At 60.1% G+C, this 16099-nt stretch carries 12 protein-coding genes; 10 read left to right on the forward strand and 2 right to left on the reverse strand.

The features are described from left to right. Nucleotides 1–35 precede the first annotated feature (35 nt). Nucleotides 36–1034, reverse strand: coding sequence for a MerR family transcriptional regulator (locus PM3016_RS13675; RefSeq protein ID WP_014369905.1), 999 nt, complete (start codon nucleotides 1032–1034; stop codon nucleotides 36–38). Between the two features lie 648 nt (nucleotides 1035–1682). Between PM3016_RS13675 and PM3016_RS13680 the strand changes: the two genes are divergently transcribed. The 5 genes from PM3016_RS13680 to PM3016_RS13700 all read left to right on the forward strand — a co-directional run bounded on the left by PM3016_RS13680 (nucleotide 1683) and on the right by PM3016_RS13700 (nucleotide 8787). Further along, a complete protein-coding gene (locus PM3016_RS13680) occupies nucleotides 1683–2645 on the forward strand; it encodes an ABC transporter permease (RefSeq protein WP_013916212.1) in 963 nt (320 codons plus the stop codon). A 46-nt stretch (nucleotides 2646–2691) separates the two neighbouring features. After that, on the forward strand, nucleotides 2692–3588 hold the full coding sequence (locus PM3016_RS13685) for a carbohydrate ABC transporter permease (RefSeq protein WP_013916213.1): 897 nt from the start codon (nucleotides 2692–2694) through the stop codon (nucleotides 3586–3588). 80 nt (nucleotides 3589–3668) lie between these two features. Then, nucleotides 3669–5321, forward strand: coding sequence for an extracellular solute-binding protein (locus PM3016_RS13690; protein WP_014369906.1), 1653 nt, complete (start codon nucleotides 3669–3671; stop codon nucleotides 5319–5321). A gap of 81 nt (nucleotides 5322–5402) precedes the next feature. Beyond that, nucleotides 5403–6968: a response regulator transcription factor gene (locus PM3016_RS13695; RefSeq protein ID WP_014369907.1), complete on the forward strand. Its 1566-nt coding sequence runs from the start codon at nucleotides 5403–5405 to the stop codon at nucleotides 6966–6968. 28 nt (nucleotides 6969–6996) lie between these two features. Then, the gene (locus PM3016_RS13700) at nucleotides 6997–8787 is read left to right on the forward strand and encodes a sensor histidine kinase (RefSeq protein ID WP_014369908.1); all 1791 of its coding nucleotides are present in this window, start codon (nucleotides 6997–6999) and stop codon (nucleotides 8785–8787) included. Nucleotides 8788–8961: 174 nt separating this feature from the next. Here PM3016_RS13700 and PM3016_RS13705 read toward each other — a convergent pair whose 3' ends face one another. Further along, complete coding sequence (locus PM3016_RS13705) at nucleotides 8962–9849, reverse strand: LysR family transcriptional regulator (protein WP_013916217.1); 888 nt, start codon at nucleotides 9847–9849, stop codon at nucleotides 8962–8964. A 127-nt stretch (nucleotides 9850–9976) separates the two neighbouring features. Here PM3016_RS13705 and PM3016_RS13710 point away from each other — a divergent pair, with 127 nt between their 5' ends. The 5 genes from PM3016_RS13710 (at nucleotide 9977) to PM3016_RS13730 (ending at nucleotide 16034) form a co-directional block, all read left to right on the forward strand. Beyond that, the gene (locus PM3016_RS13710) at nucleotides 9977–11062 is read left to right on the forward strand and encodes a branched-chain amino acid aminotransferase (RefSeq protein WP_013916218.1); all 1086 of its coding nucleotides are present in this window, start codon (nucleotides 9977–9979) and stop codon (nucleotides 11060–11062) included. A 235-nt stretch (nucleotides 11063–11297) separates the two neighbouring features. Further along, nucleotides 11298–12944 (forward strand): stalk domain-containing protein, encoded by a 1647-nt coding sequence (locus tag PM3016_RS41575; protein ID WP_014369909.1) that lies wholly within the window; start codon nucleotides 11298–11300, stop codon nucleotides 12942–12944. 244 nt (nucleotides 12945–13188) lie between these two features. After that, a complete protein-coding gene (locus tag PM3016_RS13720; RefSeq protein ID WP_014369910.1) occupies nucleotides 13189–14496 on the forward strand; it encodes a homocysteine synthase in 1308 nt (435 codons plus the stop codon). Between the two features lie 213 nt (nucleotides 14497–14709). Continuing rightward, nucleotides 14710–15597, forward strand: coding sequence for an alpha/beta hydrolase family protein (locus PM3016_RS13725; RefSeq protein WP_014369911.1), 888 nt, complete (start codon nucleotides 14710–14712; stop codon nucleotides 15595–15597). A 185-nt stretch (nucleotides 15598–15782) separates the two neighbouring features. Then, nucleotides 15783–16034, forward strand: a complete 252-nt coding sequence (locus PM3016_RS13730) for a hypothetical protein (RefSeq protein WP_013916222.1) — start codon at nucleotides 15783–15785, stop codon at nucleotides 16032–16034. Nucleotides 16035–16099 lie beyond the last annotated feature (65 nt).

Below are 16099 nucleotides of genomic sequence, written 5' to 3' on the forward strand. Positions count from 1 at the left end.
ATTGACGCTGCGGCAAGGTCAAGCGCTTGGGGCTATTACCGGATCGGTACCGCATAGACGATGTGAACCATACCTTCGATCTGTCCGTGTTTGGTTACATAGCCGGCATCCTCAAGCCACTGCAGCAGCCGCGGCAGGGAGGGATAATGCTTCCCCTGCCCGGAATCGGAGTCATGATCTGAGATCACCATCCGGTCCACGATGCAGATCCGTCCGCGGGGCTGCAGCACTCTGCGCATTTCGGCTAAAGCCAGCGCCTTCTGATTGTCGGTCAGATGGTGAAAGGCGAAGCTGGTCACCACGAAATCGAACCGCCCGTCCAGATAGGGGAGCGCAAGAAAATTCCCGAGCTTCGTCTCCATCCCGGGGTTCTTCCGGCGGCATCTCTTCAGCATTTCCTTCGACTGGTCTACGCCCGCCATCTTCACCCCGAGTTCAATAAGACGTGCGGCCAGGTTGCCGGTGCCCGTCCCGATATCGAGCCCGGTCTCCCCGGGAATGGGGGCGAGCCACCGCACGGCGGTCGCTAACGCTTCCGTATAGCCGCGGTACTCCTCGGCATCGGTAAGCACACGCTGGTCGTGGAGACCGGCCAGCCGGTCATAGTTCCACAGGTCCTTCCAGTCCCTGCGCTGTTCCCGCAGCCGTTTGGAGCCCTCGGCGAGCGCATAGATATCGTCCAGCGGCAGCGATTGGTGCTCCTTCAGCATACCGATCATATAGTCGGTCGTCTCGATAATCTGCTTGATCTCCAGCCATTTCGAGAACATGACGGAGCGCTGAAGCTCCAGGTAATACTGCAGCTCTTCGTGATCCCGGGCATCGCTTTGCTCCAGTGCCTTCTTGATGTCCTCCAAGGGCATGCCGGATTCACGGAGTGCGATAATCGTCTGCAGGCGCCAGATATCCTTCTCGCTGAAGCGCCTGTATTGGTTGTCGTCCTGCTTGGCCGGGGCGATCAGCCCTTTTTCTTCATAGAACCGAATCGCCCGGGCCGTAATGTTGAGCCTCTCTGCGGCTTCCTTGATTTTCATTGGGACTCCCTGCCTTCCATACTACCAAATTAAACGTTAACGTAACGTCAATGTAAAGAGAGGGCAGACCCGGTACATGATTGGCAGGAGAATCCGGAAGCGAACATGAATCCTTGGGGAAACGCTGCCGAGTCTCTTATACAAATAACGGAACTTGGATGCGTTATCTCCTCAATCGGAATGACTCTTCCAAGAATAAGGGAACTGAGGTTCGCTATTATTAGAAATCAAGTCCCGGTGACGCTTGAGAGAAGCAATAAAGCATCTGAGTTCCGTTATTCTCCGGTAACCCCCGGGAAATGGCCGAATAAGAAACCTCAGTTCCTTTATTTCATCACAGCTCCCCCGTTACCACCCTTGCCCCCATGATCCCCGGCGCTTTGCCGGATTCCAACCGCTCTGGCCAGAGCGGATTTTCTATCCCCGTAAATCCCAGCTGGCTGGTGGGAACGCGGTATCTTTTACAGCCCCCCCGCCGGATCACGTTAGACGTCACTTTCCATCACACACTGCCGTTATACTCATCATTGAAAAGTATCATATTTAGTTGATTAGACAGATAGATGCAGCGTTTGCAGAGGGATACAATGAAGACATGAAACAGGCAGCATAACAGCTCAACGGACCTGATGGGAAGGAGGCGCAGAAGTGGCCGAACTTACGGTAAGCGGCAAAAGCGAAACCGCCAAACGGCGGCCCGGCCGGAGTGCCGTGCGGCGGTTCCTCGGGCAGCTGGATATCCAGCTCATGGTGTGGCCCGCGCTGATCCTGATCTTCGTCTTCAGCTATATTCCGATGTACGGCGTGCTGATGGCGTTCCAGGATTACAACATTTTCGGCGGGATGAAAGAGAGCCCCTGGGTGGGGTTGAAGCACTTCAAGCAGTTCTTCCAGGCAGCGGAATTCGGGGAGGTTATGCGCAACACGATCGTGATCTCGCTCCTGAAGCTGGTCATCGGCTTTCCGGCCCCCATACTGCTGGCGCTCATGCTCAATGAAGTCAAGCATATGATGTTTAAACGGGTCGTGCAGACGGTGTCTTACCTGCCGCACTTCCTCTCCTGGGTGATCGTCGCCGGCTTCGTGATGTCCATGCTGTCGACGGATAACGGAAGCGTGAATATCGCCCTGCAGGCTGCGGGCCTCATCGGGGAACCGATTAATTTTCTCTCCCTGCCGGAGTATTTCTGGACGATCCTGGTAGCCACCGGCGTGTGGAAGGAGATCGGCTTCGCGTCGATCGTGTATCTGGCGGCCATCGCGGGGATTGATCCGCATCTGTATGAAGCCGCCGAGATGGACGGGGCGGGGAAGATCAAACAAATGTTCCTGATCACACTGCCCTGCATGATGCCGGTGATCATCATCTTCATGATCCTGGCGATCGGCAACCTGCTGAACGCGGGCTTCGACGATATCCTCCTGCTCGGCGCCAACCCGGTGCTGCGCGACGTCTCGGATGTCATCGATACGTACGTCTACCGCGTAGGGATTCAGAATTCCCGCTACTCTTACGCAACCGCCGTCGGATTGTTCAAGGCCGTGATCTCCGTTGGCCTGCTGGCTATGGCGAACTACGCCGCACGCCGATCGGGGAACTCTCTGTGGTAGGCGGCCGGGAGAGATGGCGAAAGATTAACCGAAAGGAGAGAAGCTTATGATCCGGCTCAGCCCGTCGGACCGCGTCCTGATGGCTTTCATTTATGCAGCGCTGGCCCTGCTCGCCTTCACGACCTTCTACCCGTTCTGGAATGCGGCGGTGATCTCGTTCAACAAGGGATCGGACACGATGCTCGGCGGCGTGACGTTCTGGCCCCGCGCCTTCACGTGGGAGAATTATGAAATCGTCTTCAACGACAAACGGATCCTGACCGCCTTCGGCGTCTCGGTGCTGCGGACCGTGGTGGGGACGGTGCTCTCGGTGCTCGCCACCGCCTTGTTCGCCTACGGGCTGTCGAAACGGGAGCTCATGGGCCGCAAATTCTACATGGTGGTCTGCATCATCACCATGTATTTCAGCGGGGGGCTGATTCCGACCTTCCTGCTCATCCGCGGACTCGGCATGATGAACTCGTTCTGGGTGTTCATTATCCCTTCGCTGATCTCCGTGTGGAATATGATCATCTTCCGCACCTTTTTCCAGGAGCTTCCTGCCGGTCTCGAGGAATCGGCGAAGATCGACGGCTGCGGCAACTGGGGCACGTTCATCCGGATCGTAATGCCGCTCTCGGGGCCGGTGGTGGCGACTCTCGGGCTGTTCACCGCCGTGTATCACTGGAACGACTGGTTCCTCCCGAGCATCTACATTACGAACCAGGATCTGTTCCCGATCCAGACGATGCTGAAGCAGATCCTGAGCTCCAACATCATGAGCGAGCAGATGTCGCAGATGGACTCGGCGGCCCAGGGGCGGCTCGGCCAGATGCAGACCGTGACCACCAAGTCGCTGTCGATGGCGACGATGATGGTGGCTACCGTGCCGATCATGCTCGTGTACCCGTTCGTGCAGAAGTATTTCGTCAAAGGGGTGCTCGTCGGCTCGCTTAAGGGCTGATGTCCGCCTCCCGCAGGGTGATGGCTTTACAAGCATGAGCTGTTCACATACAATTCCGATGAATGAGAGGGGTTAACGGGATGATCAACAGACAAAGAGGATGGGCGGCGCTCAGCGCATCGGTGCTCACCACCGTAACGATCCTGGCGGGCTGCAGCAGTGAACCTGCACCTTCGGGGGGCGCCCAAACCGGCACGGGAAGCACAAGCGGGTCGCCGGTCGAGCTGGGGTCGAAGCCCCTGGAGTTCACCTTCTACGGACACTATGATTGGTACACGATGCCGCCGTGGGGCGAAGACGCCGCGACGAAGTGGATCAAGGAGAACAAGAAGGTCACCGTGAAGCCCGTGAACTCCGGCGGTGCGGCCAAGCAGAAGCTCAATACGATGATTGCATCCAGCGAGCTGCCGGACGTGATCTGGACCGACCGGGGTTCGGACGTGGAGAAGCTCCGCGAAGCCGGGATGCTCGTAGCCTATGACGAATACATCGAGAAGTATCCGAACCTCAAGAAGTGGCTCGGGCCGGAAGGGCTGAACATGCTGCGCTCTCCGGACGGGAAGATCTACCAGTTCCCGAACTGGTACACGAATCAGCCGAACGGCAACGCCGGCTATGTCGTCAACAAGAAGATCTACAAGGAGCTCGGCTCGCCGAAGCTCGAAACGACGGACGATCTGTACGCCTACCTCAAGATGGTCAAAGAGAAATACCCGAACGTCGTGCCGTATGAGCCGCATCTGGCCAAAGACGGCCAGGGCCTCGATGTGCTCTACTCGGCCTTCGCGGAGAACCATCCGAACAGCTTCGTCGGCAACCGTGCGGTGCCGAACGGGGATAAGCTGACCTCGATCTTTACCGATCCGGTCTTCCGTGAAGCGACGCAGTATACGAGCAAGCTCTTCCGCGAGAAGCTCATCACGCAGGATGCGCTGACGCAGACGGTCGACCAGATCACCGAGAAGGTCGTGAACGGGAATGTGGCTGTGTTCGCCGGAGCGAGCCCGACCGACATCGGATTGAAGGCGCATACCGCGCTGTCGGCGAAGGACCCGGAAGCCGGATACTTCGTGATCTGGCCGATCCACAAGCCGGGGCTCGACAAGAACAAGATCTTCCCGGGGAACTACACCCAGCTCGGCTGGAACGTCTCGCTGATCACCAAGGCGGCGAAGGACCCGGAAGCGATCTTCGCCTTCCTCGACTGGTATACGGGGCCGGAAGGCCAGCGCGTCCAGATGTGGGGCCCTCCGGGAACGTATTGGGACGGGCTCGAGGCGGACGGCATGACGCCGAAGTTCACGGAGAAGTATTCGAGCGACACGGAAGGGCTGTCGAAGCTGCAGTCGGTAACGATCAACATGATGTGGAACGGCAATACGGTGTACATCGATTCGACCAAGGCGAAGTATGAGAATACGCTGCCGGTGGAAAAACGCAACTGGGCAACCCGCTGGCAGTCCGAGATCACGTGGAAAACGCAGGCGAACGCGACGGAATTCATCAACCTGAAGCCGCTGCCGGATTCGCCGGAGGGGATTTCGGAGCAGACGATCAACGACATCTTCCTCGAGGCGCGGGCCAAGGCGCTCTATGCGAAGAGCGACGAAGAGGTCCTGGCGATCCTCGACAAGGCGGAGAAGGATGCGCAGGCTGCGGGGTATGCGAAGCTCCTCGAGTACAAGACGCAGAAGTGGCAGGAGAACCTGAAGAAGATGAAGGGCGGCAAGTAAGCGTTCTATTGCTAAACGACAGGGGGAGGGTATACTGAAAAGTATATCCTCTTTGTATTTGCCTAAGGGAGGTCCAACGACATGTACAAAGTGCTGCTCGCTGACGACGAGAATCTCGACCTGGAAGGGATGAAGACCTTCATCCCTTGGCAGGAGCTCGGTATGGAAGTGGTGGATGCGGTGACGAACGGCTTTGCGGCCTGCAAGGTGCTGGAGACTGAGACGGTCGATATTCTGGTGACGGATGTGCGGATGCCCAATATGTCCGGTCTGGAGCTGGCCAAGCGTGCGATCGAGAAGCAGGGGGCGCTGCGCGTCATCTTCGTCAGCGGGTACCAGGACTTTCATTACGTCAAACAAGCGCTCGCCCTGAACGCCTGCAGCTACGTGCTGAAGCCGATGGACGACCAGGAGCTCATCGATTCCCTGGTGAAGGTCCGCGGACAGCTCGATCAGGAGCGGGCGCGCCAGGAGGCGGACCTCGCCTACAAGCAGATGATCCCGATCGCCAAGAACGAGTACCTGCTCCGGCTGCTCGAAGGAAGCACGGGAGCCGACGTGCTGCAGGCGCTCGGAACCGGCTACGGCATGAACGGCTGGAGCTGGCCCGGCCGGGCGGCCGTGCTGGAGATCGACGATCTCGCCTGGAAGCTCGGCCCCCAGGAAGGACGGGAGGCTGGCGGCGAGCCGCAGGCCTTCATCTCCGAGGTGATGGAGCTGAGCCGCAGGCTCGGCATCGAGCATGTGTGCAAGGTCAGCCGGCAGCGGATCATGCTGCTGCTGCCGGCTGACGGCGCGGAGCTGGCCGAGGAAGTGCTGCGGCACTTGAACGAACGCAGCGCCTTCACGGTCACGGCCGGGCTCGGCGGCGAGGCGGGCGGACTGGCGGCGCTGGCGGATTCATACCGGGAGGCGGCGGAGGCGCTCGAGTACAAGATGTTCTACGGCAAAGGCCGGGTCATCTTCTCGGGCCAGCTCCGGACGGCGCAGCGGGAGGATTCCCGCAAGCTGGATCTGCAGCTCGACGCCCTGTTCGAGGCGATGGCCAATTACGACCTCGTCCGCATCCACGATGAGCTGCAGCGGCTGTTCCAGGTGGCGATGAGCCTCAAATCCCGTTTTACGATCCACAACTTCGCCCTGGCGCTGCTCATGAAGCTCGACGAGCGGCTGCGGACGATGAACGAGGACCTGTTCTCCTTGCTCGGCATGGAGCTGCAGGATCTCGATATCCTGCACCGCTTCGAGACGATAAGCGATATCCATTCCTGGCTGCGGCGCCGGGTCTTCGAGGTCTCGGAGCGGCTGCATACCCGGCGGCGCAACAAGAACTGGAAGCTGGTCAGCGAAGTGCAGGCGTACCTGCAGACGCATCTGGCCGAGAACATCACCCTGAAGGATGTGGCGGAGCGCTTCTCCTTTTCGCCCAATTACCTGGGGTCTCTGTTCAAGGAAGAAACGGGGCGCGGCTTCAGCGAATACCTGATCACGCTGCGGATGGAGAAGGCCTGCGAGCTGCTGCGGCAGAGCAAGCTGAAGATCTATGAGATTGCCGAGGGCGTCGGGTACCGCTACCTGCCGTACTTCTCCCGGCAGTTCAAGGAAACGTACGGCATGACGCCGCTCGAATACCGGCGCAAACATTAACCGCACAGGGCGGAGGGGAGGATCATCTATGAGGCAGTGGAGGCAGTCGAATCCGTATCTTCCCTTCGGCTACAAGCTCATGCTGTCGTTCTGCGTGCTCATCCTCATCCCCGTGCTGCTCGTCGGTTATACGGCGAATTCGATCTTCGTCGGCTCGATCCGCGAACAGACGCGGGAGAACATCCGGGGCACACTGGAGCAGATGAAGGACAATATCGGGTACAAAATGGCCGAGGCCAAGCGGGTCTCCGACATGCTGTACTTCGACTACACGCTCGGCGACCAGCTGCGGCACTACCAGGAGGGGTGGGTCAGCTACGAGGCGACGACCAAATATCTGCTGCCGAAGCTGCGCTCCACGCTGGAGACCTCTTCGGGCATGCTCTGGCTGTCCGTGTATCTCCACAACGAGACGCTGCCCGAGGTGTACCAGAACTACGGGGGCGCCGATCCCTTAACGCTGAAGAACCGGCTGTTCGACTTGTACCACATCCGGCGGATTGCGGACAAAGCCTGGTACCGGGAATACCCGCAGGAGAAGTACGGCGTGACGATGCGCTGGCAGCAGGTGGAGGACGACGCGCAGTACGGGCGCATCTCGCTGCTCCGGCGCATCGTGGATACGCGCAATCCGCTGAATCTGGGGGAGATCGGGTTCATCCGGATCTCCGTCCGGCTGGCGGATCTGTTCGAGAGCGTTGACTATAACAAAATCGGCCAGGGGACGACGCTGCTGGTGGCCGATGAGGAACGCCGATCCGTTGTGATCTCGGCCGGGGCGGAGGGCGGAGGAGGAGCGGACGTATGGCGCGCGGAGGAGGCAGGCCGGCTCTACATCCGGGAGGAGCTGCCCGGGCTGCCCTGGAAGCTGACCGCGGTCATCCCGCCGGACATCACGGAGCGGGATACGGAGAAGGTGCGCACGTGGACGATTCTGATCTGCCTCGGCTGTATCGCCGTCTTCCTGGTCATCGGGTACTTCATCTCCCGCTATTTCTCCCGCCGGGTATCGAAGATTGTGAAGGTGCTCGATTCATTCCAGGAGGGGGAGTTCGACCGGCGGCTTCATTTCAAGGGCCGGGACGAGTTCACGCAGATCTCGGAGGCGCTCAACGAGATGGGGCAGCATACGGGCAATCTCATCCAGGAGGTCTACCTGACCCGCATCCAAAAGAAGGAGGCGGAGCTCGAGTCGCTTCAGGCGCAGATCAATCCGCACTTCCTGTATAACACGCTCTCGTCCATCTCCCGGCTCGCGAAGTTCGGACAGACCGACAAGCTGCAGCGGATGGTGCTCGACCTCGCCAAATTCTACCGCCTCTCGCTCAACGAAGGGAGGACGGTGATCCCGGTATCGGACGAGCTGGCGCAGGCCCAGGCGTACATGAACATCCAGCAGACGAAGTACGAGGAGCGGCTGCGCATCCTCTTCGACATCCAGCCGGAGATTCTGCCGTACACGACGGTCAAGCTTATCCTGCAGCCGTTCATCGAGAATGCGCTCGAGCATGCTTGGTGCGGAGACCGCATTCACATCCGGATCGTCGGCAGGCTCGAGCAGGGGAACGTCGTCTTCAAGATCATCGATGACGGGATCGGCATGGACCGGGGGTTGATCCGCCAGGTTCTCGATCCCGTTCAGGGGCAGCATGTGGGCTACGGCATCCGCAACGTCGACCAGCGTATCCGCCTTCACTACGGCAGGCAATACGGCGTCGAGATCGAGAGCCGGCCCGGCATGGGCACCGGCGTGCGCATAACGGTGCCGGCGCTCAGCGGCGATGCGGCGGCTCGGGCGGCTGCCGGCGAAGCGTCGTAGAAGAAGAGCAGGCCGGAACTTTGCAGGAGCCGCCGGAAGGGATCCGGCGGCTTTGTTAATGGAAGCATGTAATGGAAGTTCCTGGGGAGCAAACGCGTGGAGGCTCGCTGCGGGCCAAGCGGGGGCGCGGGTGTACGCGGCACATACGGCCGGCTTCCCGTTTCGCTCTGCTCCTCACGTGGCGAACATCTGGATGAACCTCCGGGCCGTCTTGGGCAGGTAGCGGTCCGTGAGCCACAGGATGCCGACGCCGGACTGCACCTCCGTATCGGCGATCGGCAGCGTCTTGATCTGCGGCAGCGTGAATGAGGCCATGACCGAGGCGGGGAAGACGGTGGCCCCGATCCCCGCGGCCACCAGTGCGATGATGATGGCCACGGAGGAGCATTCACCGATGACGCGGGGCTCGAAGCCGTGCTCCCGGCATTCCTTCATGACCTTCTCATGCATGCCGGTGGTTTTCTCCGTCTTGAGGCTGAGGAACGGGACGTCCGCCAGCTCGTTCATCCGGATGCGGCCCGGGGAGAAACGGCCGCTCCAGGGGGCGGGAATCACGGCCACGAACGGGTCGGACGGCAGGGGCAGCACGGCGTGCTCGGCGCTGCCGGACGCCTCGAAGGGCAGGCGGGCGAGGATCAGGTCGATGCTCCGCTTCTCGAGCTGCTCGCCGAGCTGGTAGTGGTCGCCCTCCTGGATTTTGAACGTGACCTCGGGATACCGCTCCCGGAACACCTCGATCTTCGGAGGGAGCAGAGAGATGCACGAGACGACCGAGCCGATGGACAGCACGCCCCGCACGCCTTCTTCAAGCTCCTTGACCTCCTGCACCGTCTCGTGGAACTGGGCCAGGAGCCCCTGCGCCCTCTGCCGCAGCCGCTCGCCGGCCGGCGTCAGCTTGAGCCGGGAGCCGCTGCGGTCGAACAGGGTGACGCCGAGCTCCTGCTCCATCTGCCGAAGCTGCCGGCTGAGCGGCGGCTGTTCGATATTCAGCACTCTGGCGGCACGCGTGATGCCGCCTTCCTCCGCGATCGCCATAAAGTAGCGCAGCTGACGGATATCCATGATGCTTTCTCTCCCTTCTTCACCCATACCTATTGGGTATGATTATCCCACAAAACAGATCCTTTTCATATGGGGCTCATAGTGGTATTATACTTCTCAACCAATCCATTCGAGAGGAACATGCAGGATGACTTATTCCATAGAGATCGAACGCAGCACCGCGCCGAAAACGAAGCCGCAGGAAGACCAGCTGGGATTCGGCAAGCATTTTACAGACCATATGTTCGTGGTCGATTATGAGACGGGCAAAGGCTGGCACGCTCCGCGGATCGTACCGTACCAGGGGATTACGCTGGACCCGGCCGCGAAGATCTTCCACTACGGCCAGTCGGTGTTCGAAGGGCTGAAGGCTTACCGTGCGGAAGACGGGCGTCTGCTGCTGTTCCGTCCGCAGGACAACTTCAAACGGCTCAACCTGTCGAACGAGCGGATGCATATGCCGGAGATCGATGCCGACCTGGCCATGGCCGGCCTCCAAGAGCTCATCCGGATCGACAGCGGCTGGATTCCGTCTGCGCCGGGGACATCTCTGTACATCCGGCCTTTCGTGATTGCCACCGAGCCGTCGCTGGGCGTGGCGCCTTCCGCCAAGTACCAGTTCCTGATCATCATGTCGCCGGTAGGGGCTTACTATGCCGAGGGCATTAATCCGGTCAAAATCTACGTCGAATCCGGTTACGTTCGTGCAGTGAAAGGTGGCGTCGGTACGGCGAAGACGGCCGGCAACTACGCCTCCGGCCTGAAAGCCCAGGAAGAAGCGGCGAAGAGAGGCTGTGCGCAGGTGCTGTGGCTGGACGGCGTCCACCGCAAGTACATTGAGGAAGTCGGCAGCATGAACGTCTTCTTCTACATCGACGGCAAGGTCGTTACGCCGGCCCTGAGCGGCAGCATCCTGGACGGCATCACCCGCCGTTCGGTCATCGCCCTGCTCAAGGAGTGGAACATTCCGGTAGAGGAGCGCACGATCTCGGTCGACGAGCTGTTCGAGGCGCATGAGAGAGGCGCCCTGACGGAAGCGTTCGGCTCGGGCACCGCAGCGGTTATCTCCCCGATCGGTGCGCTGTACTCCGAGAACGGCGATATCGAGATCGGCGGAGGGAAGACCGGCGAGCTTGCGGCCAAGGTCTATGATACGCTGACCGGCATCCAGTACGGCCGCGTTGCGGATCCGTTCGGCTGGACGTATGAGCTGCAGGTGGCTGCGGTGAAGTAATTGTTGTTTTGCTTGGCAATGGGATTTGTAAGAGTACGCGGCAGTTTGCCGATGATGAGGGCTTCCGGACCAGGTTCGGAGGCTCTTTTTTGTTACGCCGGATTGGATGAAGTCGGAGGGCACAGGAGATGCAGATTTTCCTTGTCAACCTGACGCGTCCGCCTTATATTGATAGAGACAGATACATAAAAGAAGAATTCATAGAGACAGAACAAGAAGAGAGGGCTTTCATTTGATGAACAAACGCTGGTTGGCCGGCTGTCTGGCAGGATCGCTCGTCGTCGTGTCGGGATGCTCGGCGGTCGGAGGCTTCGACCCGAAGGTAATACTGGAGAACGAGAAACAGGTCGTGTCGTATGAAGGAAACATGACGCTTTCGTTCGATTTTGACGTGGAGGCGGCCAAGGGGGAAACCAATGGAGATCCGATTTCAAGCGAGGACATCTGGACCGAGGCTGCAAACGAGCTGAAGCGGACGCACTACCGGACACTCGACGGCATGAAGCTCAGCCTCACCTCCCTCTCGCTGAATAACGCCGACAGCACGGTATCTGCCAAGGGAACGCTGGAGAAAGCCGACCGGGTGATTCCATTCGAGCTTTCGGCGGACCGGGATACGCTGGTGGTGAAGGTAGAAGGACTGAGCCGACCGCTCGTCATCGAAACAATGGCGGGGATGTCAGAGATTCCCCAGGAATTTGCCGGATTGGTAGAGCAGGCGACCGAGGTATCGAACGAGCTCGGGAGCTTCCTGGTCCTGAACCTGCCTAACGCGGCGGACATCAAGGCCGAGAAGAAGAGCGAGAAGCTGCAGGGCGGAGAGGTGCAGGGCACGGCATTGTCCCTGAGCGTGCAGGATGAGGAGTTCCCGGTGCTGCTGCAGAAATACCTCAAGAACCTGACGCTGGATGATGCCGGCCTCCACAAGCTGGCGGAGAAGGTATACGAAGCGGCGGAAGCTGCTGCGGCTTCCGAAGGGGTCCGGCAGCTCATGCAGCAGATGGAGGAAGAACGCGGCGAGGAAGCGGCCGAAGCCCAAGAGGTGCTGGGTCCGGTTGTCGAGAGCTTCTTCTTCGACAAGGAAGTGACGGTGGAAGGCCTGTACGGCATGGGCAAATCCATGTTCGCGACGGCCGCAGCGGCCTCCTCGCAGTGGAAGAAAGCGGACGCGCCGAAGGATACGAAGGCGGTTATGACGCTGTTCGCCGATGACAAGCAGCAGTGGAGGAAAGCCGGCTTTGAATTTGAGAGCAGGGATGCCCGGTTCATGGCGGACGGCGTGAAGAGCGGGAAGGTGTCCCTGTCCCTCGAACGCTGGAATGTGAACGGGAAGGTGGCGACGCCTCAGCTTTCTTCCGCGAACGGGATTGACCCGGAAGCGGCCGAAGGCGCCGACGAAATGCTGGAAGCACTCGACGAGCGTTCGGACCTGTACAAGTTCCTGAAGGAAGACCTGAAGCTTATGCACAAGGAGCTGCAGCTCTACTACTCGGACAAGGCGGAGCTGCAGAGCCTGATGAACGAAGGGCCTCATCCGGAAGTGTTCCAGGATATGTACTACATCACGGACGGCAAAGGTTACGGCTCCGTTCGCGAGCTGGCGGAGGCGTTCGGCGGCGAAGTGTCCTGGAATGCCGCGGACAAGACGGTACGTGTAGAGTCGGGCGGACGTGTGGTCGAACTGACTGACCCCGGGCAGCTCTTCGGCGCTGTTGGACGGTTCCGCCGTCGACATGGGCGGCCCGGCCGAATGGTGCGGTCCGGTGCTGTACGCCCCGATCCGCTTCCTGGCGGAGCAGCTCGGAGCGCAAGTGCAGCCGGTGAACGAAGCGTTCGATTGGATCACGATTACGAAGGATTAATCGGCGAGCCCAGCCGGTGAACATACTTTGAAAACGCAGGCTTGACTTGTGTTGACAGTCCGGGAAGCGGATGGTACGATACGAATAGATTTATTTTATACCTCATCGGAATAATCGGATATTATTTTACACCATGACCCGGTTGACCGGATTTCCGGAGACCCACGCCCGCAAGGAGCCTGGAGTCTCCTTTTTTACATCCCCGGCTTTCTTCCCGCCATCCGGCCGCGGAGAAGCCGAAGATCCTTCAGGAGGCTGATGACCATGTCCACGAATGAAAGAGTACTGAGACCCGAAACCCTTGCCGTCCATGCAGGCCAGGAGCTTGACCCGGCTACGTTCTCCCGCGCCGTTCCGATCTACCAGACGACCTCGTACGGCTTCAAGGATACCGAGCATGCCGCGAACCTGTTCGGGCTGAAGGAATTCGGCAATATTTATACACGGATCATGAACCCGACAACGGATGTCTTCGAGAAACGGATCGCGGCGCTCGAAGGCGGTGCCGGGGCGCTCGGGCTGGCTTCCGGTCAGGCGGCCATCACGTTCTCCATCCTGAACATCGCGGAAGCGGGGGATGAGATCGTCTCCTCGACCAGCTTGTACGGCGGCACGTACAACCTCTTCGCGCACTCGCTGCGCAAGCTCGGCATTACGGTCAAGTTCGTCGACTCGAGTAATCCGGAGAACTTCCGGGCGGCGATCACGGACAAGACGAAAGCGCTATACGCCGAGACGATCGGCAACCCCAAGGGGGACGTGCTCGATATCGAGGCGGTTGCGGCGATTGCGCATGAGAACGGCATCCCGCTCATCGTCGACAATACATTCCCGAGCCCGTACCTGCTTCGTCCGATCGAGCACGGCGCGGATATCGTCGTACACTCTGCGACGAAGTTCATCGGCGGGCACGGCACTTCGATCGGCGGCGTGATCGTCGACAGCGGCAAATTCGACTGGGCCGCGAGCGGCAAGTTCCCGGGCCTGACCGAACCGGATCCGAGCTACCACGGCATCGTGTATACGGAAGCCGTCGGCCCGATCGCGTACATCATCAAGGCCCGCGTCCAGCTCCTGCGCGACCTCGGCGCCTCGCTCTCGCCGTTCAACTCGTTCCTGCTGCTGCAGGGGCTCGAGACGCTGCATCTGCGCCTGGAGCGCCACAGCTCCAACGCCCTGCAGGTCGCCCGCTTCCTCGAAGCGCACGAGGCGGTCGAGTGGGTGAGCTATCCGGGCCTCGAGAGCCACGCATCGCATGCACTCGCCCAGAAGTACCTGCCGAAGGGCCAGGGCGCGATTCTGAGCTTCGGTATCAAGGGCGGCGTCGAGGCCGGCAAGCGGCTGATTCATGCCGTGCAGCTGTTCTCGCACCTCGCGAATGTCGGCGACTCCAAGTCGCTGATCATCCATCCGGCCAGCACGACCCACCAGCAGCTGACCGAGCAGGAGCAGCTGTCCGCCGGCGTCACGCCGGGGCTGCTCCGCCTGTCGATCGGCACGGAGGCGATCGAAGACATCCTGTACGATCTCGAGCAGGCCATCGAGGCAAGCCAAGCGGTTGTGACGACCTAAGCGGCAGCCGGCTGGAATTCGGAAGGCGTATGGAATCATGCCAAGAAGGGAGAGCCGGGCCTGCAGGTCCGGTTCTCTTGTTGTCCGCCGGATGCCGAGCTCCTGGAGGATTTTGGGTCGCCTATCGGGAATAAGAGGGAGCAGGGTAATGAATTAGGTGCGTTGAAGTCTGCGCTTACAAACGATACTTATCATGCAAAGGAGTGTGGGACAATGAGCGGATCAGTACAGCAGCTGCCGTTCGAACTGGATGCGGGAACCCATGAGGAGGTGGGCGCTCTGCGCATCCGCGGGGATGTGCGGGTGAAGCCTGCCGGAACAGGCGCCAAACAGCCGGTGCTCGTAATTCTGCACGGGTTCAAGGGCTTCAAGGACTGGGGCTTCTTCCCGTATGCCGCAGAGCGATTTGCTGCCGAAGGGTACTATACGGTGACCTTCAACTTCTCCTGCAGCGGCGTAGGGGAGACGGACTTCGACGAGCTGGAGAAATTCGCAGTCAATACGTACACGAGGGAACAGGAGGATGTCTCCCTGCTGCTGGAGGCGTTGAAGAACGGCCGTCTGCCCGGCGCGGAGCATGCGGACCTTTCGCAGGTGTATCTGCTTGGGCACAGCAAGGGCGGAGGAGGCAGCATCATCTATGCCGCCGACCATCCGGCCGACATTGCCGGCGTCATCACGTGGAACGGGATCGCACGGGCCGATCTGTTCGACGACACCTTCAAGCGGGAGATCGCCGAGCATGGCGTGGCCTACGTGGCGAATGCGCGGACCAAGCAGGAGATGCCGATCCGGGCCGTGTTCTACGAGGACCTGCGGGCCAATGAGGAGCGGTTCGACGTGACGGCCCGGCTGGCGGGGCTGAAGCTGCCCGTGCTTCAGGTGCAGGGAGACCAGGACTCCCCGCGGCTGCGGGAGGGCTTCCAGCGGCTGAAGGAAGCGGCGCCGCAGCATCAGCCGCTGACCATAGACGGCGGCAATCACACGTTCGGCGCGGTGCATCCGTTCGCCGGAACAACGCCGTATCTGGAGGCAGCGCTGCGGGTCTCGCTGCACTTCCTTGAGGGACTGCGCCGCAAGCGGCACCAGGCGGCCGAGTAAGGCGGACGGATGGGGGAAAGTCGGTAATCCGGTGTTCTTGAAAGGAATCCCTGTGACAGGCTTCCCCGCTGCACGAGTCCATTCCCGAATACCGGGGGAGTCGGGGGGAGACGCAGGGATTCACTTTGCTGCGATTTTGCTATATACTTTCCCTCGTAACCTCCTTACGAAAGGAAAGAGAACCCATGAAGTTTGCCGATTTCATGCTCACCCCGGAATTCAGCCGGTTTAATAATGTGGAAGCCCCGGCCGACCGCCCCAAATCCCAGATGGACGAGTGGGACAAGGAGCGCCTGCTCGACACGCTCAGCAAGCTGAACCGCGAGCTGCTCCGCAGGGACACCTACGGCACGCAGGACAGCCCGTTCGATGAGAGCAACGCCCAGCTGCACGTGATCTCTTACGCGCTGCTGACGATTCTGAAGTCGAAGATGTAGGGGTTGGACGAGGAAAAGCGCTGCATACTCTCCGTAGGAGAGGGCAGCGCTTTTTGGGTTGTTAG

Origin of the sequence: Paenibacillus mucilaginosus 3016 (genome assembly GCF_000250655.1) — a bacterium.
GTDB classification, from domain to species: domain Bacteria; phylum Bacillota; class Bacilli; order Paenibacillales; family NBRC-103111; genus Paenibacillus_G; species Paenibacillus_G mucilaginosus.

Coding starts and splice junctions, on each gene's coding strand:
- PM3016_RS13675 (WP_014369905.1), bottom strand. CDS start 1,034: ATGAAAATCAAGGAAGCCGCAGAGAGGCTCAACATTACGGCCCGGGCG.
- PM3016_RS13685 (WP_013916213.1), top strand. CDS start 2,692: ATGATCCGGCTCAGCCCGTCGGACCGCGTCCTGATGGCTTTCATTTAT.
- PM3016_RS13690 (WP_014369906.1), top strand. CDS start 3,669: ATGATCAACAGACAAAGAGGATGGGCGGCGCTCAGCGCATCGGTGCTC.
- PM3016_RS13695 (WP_014369907.1), top strand. CDS start 5,403: ATGTACAAAGTGCTGCTCGCTGACGACGAGAATCTCGACCTGGAAGGG.
- PM3016_RS13700 (WP_014369908.1), top strand. CDS start 6,997: ATGAGGCAGTGGAGGCAGTCGAATCCGTATCTTCCCTTCGGCTACAAG.
- PM3016_RS13705 (WP_013916217.1), bottom strand. CDS start 9,849: ATGGATATCCGTCAGCTGCGCTACTTTATGGCGATCGCGGAGGAAGGC.
- PM3016_RS13710 (WP_013916218.1), top strand. CDS start 9,977: ATGACTTATTCCATAGAGATCGAACGCAGCACCGCGCCGAAAACGAAG.
- PM3016_RS41575 (WP_014369909.1), top strand. CDS start 11,298: ATGAACAAACGCTGGTTGGCCGGCTGTCTGGCAGGATCGCTCGTCGTC.
- PM3016_RS13720 (WP_014369910.1), top strand. CDS start 13,189: ATGTCCACGAATGAAAGAGTACTGAGACCCGAAACCCTTGCCGTCCAT.
- PM3016_RS13725 (WP_014369911.1), top strand. CDS start 14,710: ATGAGCGGATCAGTACAGCAGCTGCCGTTCGAACTGGATGCGGGAACC.
- PM3016_RS13730 (WP_013916222.1), top strand. CDS start 15,783: ATGAAGTTTGCCGATTTCATGCTCACCCCGGAATTCAGCCGGTTTAAT.